The following is a 9,752-nucleotide window of genomic DNA, read 5'->3' as shown; positions in this document are numbered from 1 at the left end:
GCCCAGCAGACCGAAAACCTCACCACGATAAATCTGCAAATCGAGGGCTTTAAGGGCCTGGACTTTTGTGCGTCCCCAGAAGTCGCGATAAACCTTGGAGAGGGTTCGTGTCTCAATAACGACTTCCGGCGGTGACTTGCCTGTTTCCGACGGTTTAACGGCCGGACTCACTTGCGCCTCACTCATCGCCAGATTCCTCTATCGTTGGCCATTGGAATTGTGAAAACCCCACTCTCAACAGGGAGGGGACCGGTAGGCTTTACGCTGTCGGTCGGAAAGCTGTTCGGCGGGTCTCAAGTTGCCCAGCCCGGTCCCTGCAACGACCTGTTGCACCGCCAGTTTCCTTGTTAATTCCTCACCACGCAGCCCAGGGCATGGCGCCATTGCTCATGCCCCGGGGAAAACCCGCGAACCCTCTCCCCAATATCAGGACCGACCCGAAAAATGAACTCGAACCTGCTCCTTGGGGCCAGTGTTCCACCCGGGAGAGGTATCAGGCCCTTCAATGCGGTTTTCGACGCCGAACGTTCCTTCGCCCGTGTGTCACAGGCCGTTCCTCTTCCTTTTGGGGGCAGAATTTCACTCCATGAAGTGGTTGTGCCCCCAACGGTGTCATGCCGTGCAGACAGGGACACCTTTTACTACTATAAATTCCGCTGCGCGGTGGAACAACGAATTGGTACAAATTCTGGCGTGAAACGGAGCAAGAGACACAAAGAAAGAGCGCCCCCGGGCGGGGAGGAGAAAAATCTGAAGGTTGCCGTTGACACTTGACAGGTAGCCAGTAGCCGGGTATGGTGAACAGACACTGCCTAGGCAGGTAAGTTGCCGCCAGCTTTGCAGGGTGAAAGGCCCCGCGCAAGCAAAAGGCTGCGCGGACGCGGCTTGGGATCGCGCTATAGTTCTGGGAACCGTCGCAAGCCGGGTGTGCGGCGACTTGCTGCACGACGGCGGCGGACGGTTTTTTGTTATTTAGTAGCCCGAACTCGAAGGTCTGTCGGACGCACGCAGGTTGTCAATGAACCCCGACGAACTGTTGAGGATCGTCGACGCGATCCACCGGGACAAAAATATCGATAAAGAGGTCGTCTTTAGAAGCATTGAGGCGGCCCTCACTTCCGTTGCGCGCAAACGATTCGGCGAGCAGGAAGAGATCAAAATCGTCATCGACCGCAAAACGGGTGTGATCACTGGCTATCGGGGTGAGCAGTCCATCGATCCCGAGCAGCTCACCCGGATCGGTGCCCAGGCAGCCAAGCAGGTCATCCTCCAGAAAATTCGCGAAGCGGAACGCGATGTCCTCTATGACGAGTATCAAGAGCTGCTGGACCAGATTGTAACAGGCACGGTGCAAAAGGTTGAACCCCGGGCGGTGATCGTCAGTCTGCCGCGGACAGAGGCCATCCTTCCCAAAAGTGAGCAGATTCCCGGGGAATCGCGCCATCCCAACGAACGCATTCGTGCCCTCGTTACCGAGGTGAAAAAAGTGGGGCCACGGCTCAAGATCGTCCTCAGCCGCATCCGTCCCACTTTTGTCGTGCGACTTTTTGAGCAGGAAGTCCCCGAAATCAGCGACGGCATCATCGAGATCAAATCGATTGCGAGGGAGCCGGGTTATCGCACCAAAGTGGCCGTCGTCAGTCTGGATCAACGGGTCGATCCAGTGGGGGCGTGTGTGGGACTCCGCGGCAACCGCATCCGCAACATCGTGGAAGAATTGAACGGAGAGCGGATCGACATCATCCGCTGGGACGATGATCTTATGGTTTTGATCCCCAATGCCCTGCAGCCGGCCAAGGTGGAGGAGGTGATTCTCTGCCAGATGCTGGGCCGGGCCATCGTGCTGGTTCCAGAAGACCAGCTCTCATTGGCGATCGGACGCTGGGGACAGAACGTGCGACTGGCCAGCAAGCTGGTGGGCTGGGACATCGAAATCATGACCCGCGACGAGCTCAATGAGCAGCTCGAACAGGCCCTTCTGGGCTTTGCTTCTCTGGAGGGAGTGTCGGAAGAACTGGCCGATCGGCTGGTGGGGGAAGGATTCCTCTCTTACGATGACCTTTCGGTAATCGAGCCGGACGATCTCATGGAAATGGGAGGCCTCACCGAAGAACAAGCGATGCATATCATTGCTCAGGCGGAAGCCAAAGCCGAAGAAGCAGAACAGCTTGCGGCCGAGGAACGGCGGCGGCAGCGACAGCTTGAACGGGAGCGGGCGGCAGCTCGGGCCGAAGGAGCACCTCCCGAGCCACCTTCCCTCTCTCCAGAGGAAGAAGGGACCGACAGCGACGTGGCTGCTGAAGAAAACCCAGCGGCGGCCGAAAGTGTGACTTCCGAACCGGAGGAAACGTCGGGCTGAGAGGAAACGACGGGGTAATTCGCTTTTTGGGACCCCAGATGTCCTTTCTGGGGTGGTCACGGAGGCGGTGGGCCGGAAGGGAAGACGGCTTCCCGAGCGGAGAGACTACTCCGACTATGGAATGGGGCGGGCAAAAACCCGCTACAACATTCCCCATGCATTTTTGGAGGCGGTAAATCGTCTCTCCTGGGCCGATAAACAAAAAGAGGGATATCGGGTAAACTGGATAGGGAAAGGCAACGTCCTTCCCACTCCCAACGCTCCCCGGGGTGGGATTGTCTGCGGATCGATCCGCGGTCTGGCGGAGGAGGCTGCCGATGCATAGGTAACGGTCAAACAAGACGGGATTTCGCGAAACATCGCCGAAATCCGGAGGGGATTACGTGGCGCAACGGATCTTCAATCTCGCGAAAGAACTCAAAATCGAGACTAAAGAGTTGCTGGAGGTCTGCCAGGAGCTGAAGCTCCAGAAGACTTCCGCTTTGGCCAGCCTCACTGACGAAGAAGTTTCTCTTGTCAAGGAATATCTCAAGCGCGGCAAGGGCGGGCGAGACCGCATGGCGCCAACCGCGGGTCCCACCGCCGGTCCCATTTCTGCTTTCCGCCGAGAGGACTACATTCCCCCGGCAGGGACCGCCCTGGGTAAGGTGCCCGTTCTCGACAAAAAGGTCGAGAAACTGCCGCCGAGTCCGCCCCAGCGCAAGGAACCGGAAAAGCCGGAGCAGCCGGAAAAGCCGGAGAAGAAAGAAGAGCCGGAGCTGGCCGCTCCTGTTGCGGTCAAGGAGACCCCAGAGCAAGCGGCGACTACTTCTGCGGTGGTAGAGGCGGGTCCACCACAGATGGTGTCTGAAGGTACAGCCGTGGTGGAGACCACCGCCTTTGAAGCGGCACCGCCTCCTTTGACTGCCGAAGCCGCGGCAAGACCGGCCGAGCCGGCAATTCCAGAAGCGCCTCTTCCGGAAATGCCGCCTGAAGCGGCGCCTGTTACCCCCGTCGAGACAGCATCTTCTGTTGGTGTCGCCGAGAGAAGCCCTGTTGTCGAGGAAGAGAAACCGGCGTCTCCCACGACATTCGCCGTCCCTCAGGCCGAGGAGTTTATTCTGACGCCGCCCCCACCGGAGATTGCCACGGCAGGCACGGGCGCCGAGGCGGAACCGTCCGCTCCGCTAGCACAAAGCGCGCCTGAAACGGTTTCAGCGGCTCCTACCGAGTTAGCAGAAAAGGCAGCGGCCAGTCAACCTCCGAGCGAAGCTACCCCCTCCACGGGCGGTGTTCCGCCGATCGATCCGGAACGGCTCGCCGCTATTCGCCCCATTCCCGAGTTGCGTCGCACCAGGCGAGAGGGGACTCCGCCACCCGGTATCCCCAGAAAGGAGAAAAAAAGCAAAACCGAACCGCCTCTTCCTCGGTTAGCTAGATTGGCACCGATTCCGCAGCCAAAACCGTCGCCCGTGGCCAAACCGAAGGAGCCGCCCCCGCAAAAACCGGAGATTCGACTGCCCCTGGACGCGATTAAAGCATCTAAAATGGGGGCCATGCCGCTGGCAGAGCATCTGCTCCGGCAGCAGGAGGAAAAGCGAAAAGGCAAGAAGAAAGAAAAAGAAAAAGCGGAAGCTGAAGAACCTCTGCCGGTCCTCCCCCGGCAGAAAGGCCGCCGTGGTAAAGTGGAGGATAAGGAGGACCTCCTGGAAAAGGAGGCCGCGGCAGGCAAAGTCAAGCGTAAGAAAGAGGTGGTCAAGATCGAGGAGGATGAAGACCTCGAACCCGAAACGACCACCACCCAACAGACCCGGCTCCGCCGCACACGGAGTGTCTCAACAGCCGCACCTCGGAAAAGCAGCGTGGTTCTGGAACTCCCTTGCACGGTTCGTTCGTTCGCTGAAGCCCTGGGCCTCCCCGCTCAGAAGGTCCTTGCCAAGCTCTTTGAAATGGGAACCCTCGCCAACATCAACGCGACACTTGACCAGGAGACGGCTGAGCTTCTCGCCGCCGAACTGGGAGTGGATGTCACCTTCCGTGCCGAAACCGATCCGGAAGAAGAAATCGAAGCCATCTGGAACACGCCTGATCCGGAAGAATCTTTGCGTCCTCGGCCACCGGTCGTCACCTTCCTTGGGCACGTGGACCACGGAAAGACGTCGCTTTTGGATAAAATCCTGGGCCTCAACGTAGCGGCCAAAGAAAAAGGCGGAATCACCCAGCATATCCGCGCCTATCAGGTAGAAAAGAACGGTCGCCCGATCACGTTCTTGGACACTCCTGGACACGAGGCCTTCACGGCCATGCGGGCCCGGGGGGCTAACTGCACCGATATCGTAGTTCTCGTGGTGGCGGTGGATGACGGCGTCATGCCTCAAACGGAAGAGGCGATCAGCCACGCGCGAGCAGCCGGCGTTCCCATCGTCGTAGCGCTGAACAAGGTGGACCTCCCCGGGGCGCGACCGGAACGGGTGATGCAACAGTTGACAGGGCTGGGTTTGGTACCTACCGAATGGGGTGGGGATGTGGAAATGGTGCGGACAAGTGCCCTTACCGGCCAGGGGATTCCGGAACTGCTCGACACGCTGATTACTTTGGGAGACATTTTCGAGTTAAAAGCCAATTACGACCGCCCGGCGTGCGGTACCTGTCTGGAGGCGTCTCTCCAGCCCGGTCGAGGTGTCGTGGCCAAATTCTTGGTGCAAAAGGGTACTTTACGGCCGGGAGATATCGTAGTGTGCGGCACGGCCCACGGCCGTATCAAAGCGATGTACGACCCGCTCCAGCCGCACAAGCGGGTGCAGGAGGCCCCGCCTGCTCGTCCCGTCGACGTTATTGGCCTTGACAATGTGCCCGAGGCGGGAAGCCGTTTTGTTGTCCTGGAGGACATCGCCAAAGCCCGCAAGATTGCCGAACATCGTTTGGAGATGGCCCGCCAGCGGGAGCTGGCCCAGGCTCGCTCCCACGTCACACTGGAAAACCTCTTCGAGCGGCTCAGCCAAAAGGAGAAGAAAACGCTGCATATCATCCTGCGGGCGGACACCCGCGGCTCCATCGAGGCCATCCTCAAAGAAATCGCCAAATTGGAGCATCCCGAGGTCAAGATCGAGGTCATTCAGGCTCTGGTGGGTGGGATCACCGTGGCCGACGTCCATCTGGCGGATGCTTCTGATGCCGTTATCATCGGTTTCAATGTGGTTCCGGACGAAGATGCCCGAGAACTCGCCGAGCAGCTCAACGTGCAAATTCGGCGGTACGACATCATCTACCAGGTGGTGGACGACCTCAAAGCAGCCCTGGAAGGCATGCTCCAGCCGGAAAAGCGCGAGGTCGAACTGGGGCGGGCCCTCATTCAAAAGGTGTTCCGGATCAGCAAAGTGGGAAATGTGGCTGGTTGCCGTGTGCTGTCCGGCATCATCACCCGCGATGCCCGACTCCGCGTTATTCGCCAGAACCGCATCGTCGGCGACTATCCCATCGAGTCTCTGCGTCGGGAGAAGGACGACGTGCGGGAGGTTCGCGAAGGCTACGAATGCGGTATCAGACTCGCCGGTTTCGACGACATCAAGGAAGGGGATATTCTCGAGGCTTATCGGGTGGAGGAAGTCAAACGCAGCTTCGAAACGGTAGGACAATCCGCCTCGTAGCCGGCTGGGTCGTTGCGAAGCACCTCCCCACATGGCGGACTGTCGTCATTCCCGTTCCCATAATAAAAATGTAAAAACAGGCAATCCGTCCCTTTGTCCGGAGAGGAACTCGCTATGAGCTCGCGACGTGCCCTGAAACTCGCCGAAGCCGTGCGCCATGTCGTCAGTTCGGCGATCCTCTTCGAATTGAAGGACCCTCGTGTGAGGGATGTGACCGTCACGTACGTGGAGGTTTCCGAAGACCTCCGCTTTGCCAAGGTCCATGTTTCCGTGATGGGAGATGAAAAGCGGCAGCGATTGACACTCCGCGGATTACAGAGCGCTGCCGGCTTTTTGCAAGCAAAATGCGCAGAAAAGATCGAAACACGGTGGACGCCCAAGTTGACGTTTGTGCTGGATCAGGGCGTCAAGCGTTCCATCGAGATCTCCCGAATTCTCGCCGAGATTCTTCCGCACCCTGCTTCCACGGAGACAGGTGAAGAGGGGACATCCGTGGACGAGGTGACGGAAACGGCTTCGGCCGGCGCGGCGGGGTCGGTGCTTCCCGATGCGTCAGCGGATGAGCGGCAAGTTGCCGAGGGAAGTTCCGATCCGGAATCAAATCCACAGTCGGCGTGAAACCCCCACACGGTACCGTTCTGGAAAGGGTCTCTTCTCTGGGGTGAGGATGGCCATGGCTCGAGGACACTCGACTTCAGCAAGGACTTCAGGAAGGATGACCACACCGAGTCGCGCCCAACAGTTCACACGCTTGCACGAAGTTTTATCTCGGCAGTACAAGGCCAAGCCCGCCGATCCGGCGTTGCCCGTCCTCGAACATCTGATGTTCGCGGCGGTGCTGGAAAACGCCCGGTACGCCGTGGCCGAGCGGGTCTTTCAGGTCCTCAAAACCGAGTTTTTCGACTGGAATGAAATTCGGGTATGCACGATTCGTGATTTGGCCGAAGCCGGCGAAGGATTGCCCGATCCGGCAGCCGCAGCCACGCGGATCAAGTGCCCTCTTCAGCACATCTTTGAATCAACTTACTCGTTCGACCTGGAAGAGTTGCGGAAACTCACGCTGGGACAGGCGATCGAACGCCTCCAAAAAATCGACGGCGTTTCCCGCTTCATGGTCTCCTATGTGGTGCAAAACGCGCTGGGCGGGCACACCATTCCTCTCGATATGGCCACTCTGCGGGTACTGAACCTTCTTGGCCTGGCGGAGGAATCGGAAGTGGCGTCGGGTACGGTGGCGGGCCTGGAACGGGCAATCCCCAAAAGTAAAGGCGTCGAATTTGCCTGGCTGCTGCATGAATTCGCCGCCGAGTTCTGGGCCGATCACCACGCGCCGGTGGTGGCCAAGGTCTTCAAGGCCATGGATCCGCAAGCCCTGGAGCGGCTGGAGGCCTGGGAACAGGGACAATTGGAACCCGCTATGACCACTACCGAAGCAACTCCGCTGCCGGCTCCCATTGCGCGGGAAGACACCGCGCCCGCCGTTCAGCCCAAACGTCGCGGACGCCCGAGAAAGACCGACCTGGCTCCCTCAACTTCGGATCAACCTACAGCGGCCGACAAAGGCGCAGCCGGACAGACGGCTGAACCCATAAAAGGCCAGCCCGAAGAAGCCGAGCCAACCGCGGCAACGGCCCCTTCGCCTCCTAGAAAGGCGCGCACAAAGACGGCAGAAGCCAGAGCTAAAACCGCTCCTCCTAAAAAAGCCAAGACGGGCCGCTCTGCCACTCAGAAAAAGGCGGCAAAAGGCGAAAAGAAGAAAAAACGGGGCGGGAAGTAGCGCAGTGGAAACAGCGGTTGACGCCGTCCTGCCGCATCTCCATCCCCCGGCTGGAAGCCGATGGTTGTGCGGTAATCGCTACCGGAATCCGACAAGATCGGTTGGCTCATCTGGCCTGCATTCTGGAAGTGCCGTTCTCGAAAATATGTCGGAGTTATCGGTCACAGCAACTGCATGCTGTAGGCTGAAAATTCTGATCAGGCAACATGAATAATTGACGGCCCATCGCGAAGCAAAGGTGTGGCAGAAAATCGAGATGACGTAACCATTGCTAGGCAAGCGAGTTAAAGGCGAAAAACTCGTATTGACAGGGATTTTGGTGAAAGTATAATGAGCGGCGGTTGGCAAATTCGGTAAAGTCGGCAGGACCGGATGAGCCTGCTGCTCGTAGGCAGCTACGGGAGGTGCAGAGTTTGCGGATTCTCGCGAACTCGCCGCCTGTTTCCCGGATAGTGGTGACACGGAGGACCAGAAACCCGCAGCCAACTGCCGACCTTCGGGCTGGGGTTTCGTTGACTTTCCGGCGAGAACCGTGGCGAAGAAAAGGAACAGCCAATCACCGCTCGCAAGCAAGACCGTCTTTACGACTGGAGAAGCAGCGAAGATCTGCAAGGTGAGCCAGCAGACTATCATCCGCTGCTTCGATTCAGGTCAATTGAAGGGATTCCGCGTTCCGGGAAGCCGCTTCCGTCGTATTCCCCGCGATGCTCTGATCAACTTCATGCGGGAAAACGGCATCCCTCTGGATGCCCTCGAAAACACCAAACACCGGATACTCATCGTCGATGACGATGAAGAACTGGTGGAACTCATTCGGGATGTCCTGCTTCGGGACGGCCGCTTTGAGGTCCGTACCGTCAACAACGGATTCGAGGCCGGGATGGCGGTCAAAGAATACCATCCTGACCTCATCGTCCTTGACATCATGCTCCCCGACATCAATGGAAAGGATGTCTGCCAGGTGGTGCGATCCGATCCCAACATGAACGATATCCGCATCATCTGCATCTCGGGCATGGTGGAAGAGGACCGCATTCAGGAGCTCAAAGCGGTGGGGGCCGACGATTTCCTCCATAAACCGTTCGAAATCGAGCAACTCGTGGATCGCATCTGCCAGTTGCTCGATATTCCCTCGCGGTCCCACGTTTGAACGGCGAACCGGCGGAGCAGTGGCGGAGCCTGGTCTCTCTTGCCTCGCGGCTGACCGGAGAAGAGATGCTGCGCGCAAGGCTCGTGTGCTGACCTGATGTTCAAAATTCTCACGCGATCTCCCGCCGAGAAGAGCTTCTGGATCGCTGATGCCACCCTCGTGGGAATCAGTCGCGTGTTGTTCCGCCACCTCGGCCGACTGGTGGACGCGATACGCGCCTGGCGCGAGTTAGGTTCCGATTTTCACCGTCCCCTCGGTGCGGAACTGCTTCATGTCCTGCTCCGCGATCCGCTCGCGCTGGCAGCCGTTTTGTCGAGCCTTGACGCCCAAGGCGTTTCCCCTCTCCAGGTAAGTCCGCCGGAAGAATTCTTCCGAGTTCTGAAATCGCGTCTCATTGACGCATTTATAGGGGACCATCAAGACTCACCCGCCGCGACGCCGTTGTTGCGTCTTCATTCCGTTCGGTACCACGACGATTACAGGCGAGGTCTGCCACTTGAGCAGCGGTTTCCAGACGAGCTTCTGGTCCAGCGGGTATTTCTGACGAGCCTGTTGACGAGACTGTGGCTGAAGTCCGAGAATCCGGGTATGTTGCATTTAGGGGACCTTGCGCTCGCCTTTCACCTGACGTCCGACGAGCCTGAAGAAAATGACCCCACCGTTCCGGACAAGATCCCGGATTCCTTGGGCGATGTGCTCTCCATCGTCCGCACAGTGTGGCGTATTGTCACCTGTGTGACGGAGCTCAATTTCCCATTTTTCTGGGCTCAATTGGCACGGCATGACTGGCCGGAAATTTGGGAGTTTTTGCTGGAGAAAGCCATCGCTCTTCCGGAAACC

7 protein-coding genes and 1 pseudogene are annotated in these 9,752 nt (G+C 58.5%); 7 read left to right on the top strand and 1 reads right to left on the bottom strand.

Annotation, left to right across the window (positions count from 1 at the left end):
* Window positions 1-186 (bottom strand): annotated as a pseudogene (locus tag ABJK56_RS10740) (ABC transporter ATP-binding protein); the annotation flags it as partial.
* Between the two features lie 832 nt (window positions 187-1,018).
* Between ABJK56_RS10740 and nusA the strand changes: the two are divergent.
* From nusA to ABJK56_RS10705, 7 genes are all read left to right on the top strand, one after another.
* On the top strand, window positions 1,019-2,359 hold the full coding sequence (gene nusA / locus ABJK56_RS10735) for a transcription termination factor NusA (protein WP_347244667.1): 1,341 nt from the start codon (window positions 1,019-1,021) through the stop codon (window positions 2,357-2,359).
* A 67-nt stretch (window positions 2,360-2,426) separates the two neighbouring features.
* Window positions 2,427-2,684 (top strand): hypothetical protein, encoded by a 258-nt coding sequence (locus ABJK56_RS10730; protein ID WP_347244666.1) that lies wholly within the window; start codon window positions 2,427-2,429, stop codon window positions 2,682-2,684.
* Between the two features lie 58 nt (window positions 2,685-2,742).
* Window positions 2,743-5,985 carry a translation initiation factor IF-2 gene (infB, locus tag ABJK56_RS10725; RefSeq protein ID WP_347244665.1) on the top strand — a complete coding sequence of 1,081 codons (3,243 nt, stop codon included), beginning with the start codon at window positions 2,743-2,745 and terminating at the stop codon, window positions 5,983-5,985.
* A gap of 114 nt (window positions 5,986-6,099) precedes the next feature.
* Entirely contained in the window at window positions 6,100-6,603 is a 504-nt protein-coding gene (rbfA, locus tag ABJK56_RS10720) for a 30S ribosome-binding factor RbfA (protein WP_347244664.1), read from the top strand.
* Window positions 6,604-6,700: 97 nt separating this feature from the next.
* Window positions 6,701-7,762, top strand: a complete 1,062-nt coding sequence (locus tag ABJK56_RS10715; protein ID WP_347244663.1) for a hypothetical protein — start codon at window positions 6,701-6,703, stop codon at window positions 7,760-7,762.
* A 532-nt stretch (window positions 7,763-8,294) separates the two neighbouring features.
* Window positions 8,295-8,912 carry a response regulator gene (locus ABJK56_RS10710; RefSeq protein WP_095413653.1) on the top strand — a complete coding sequence of 206 codons (618 nt, stop codon included), beginning with the start codon at window positions 8,295-8,297 and terminating at the stop codon, window positions 8,910-8,912.
* A 96-nt stretch (window positions 8,913-9,008) separates the two neighbouring features.
* A partial coding sequence (locus ABJK56_RS10705) for a hypothetical protein (RefSeq protein WP_347244662.1) occupies window positions 9,009-9,752 on the top strand: 744 nt, incomplete at its 3' end.

This window comes from Thermogutta sp. (genome assembly GCF_039793925.1).
Taxonomy (GTDB): Bacteria; Planctomycetota; Planctomycetia; order Pirellulales; family Thermoguttaceae; genus Thermogutta.
The sequence above is the reverse complement of the archived record's forward strand: the minus strand, read 5'-3'. Positions and strand labels throughout refer to the sequence as shown.

Coding starts and splice junctions, on each gene's coding strand:
- nusA (WP_347244667.1), top strand. CDS start 1,019: ATGAACCCCGACGAACTGTTGAGGATCGTCGACGCGATCCACCGGGAC.
- rbfA (WP_347244664.1), top strand. CDS start 6,100: ATGAGCTCGCGACGTGCCCTGAAACTCGCCGAAGCCGTGCGCCATGTC.
- ABJK56_RS10715 (WP_347244663.1), top strand. CDS start 6,701: ATGACCACACCGAGTCGCGCCCAACAGTTCACACGCTTGCACGAAGTT.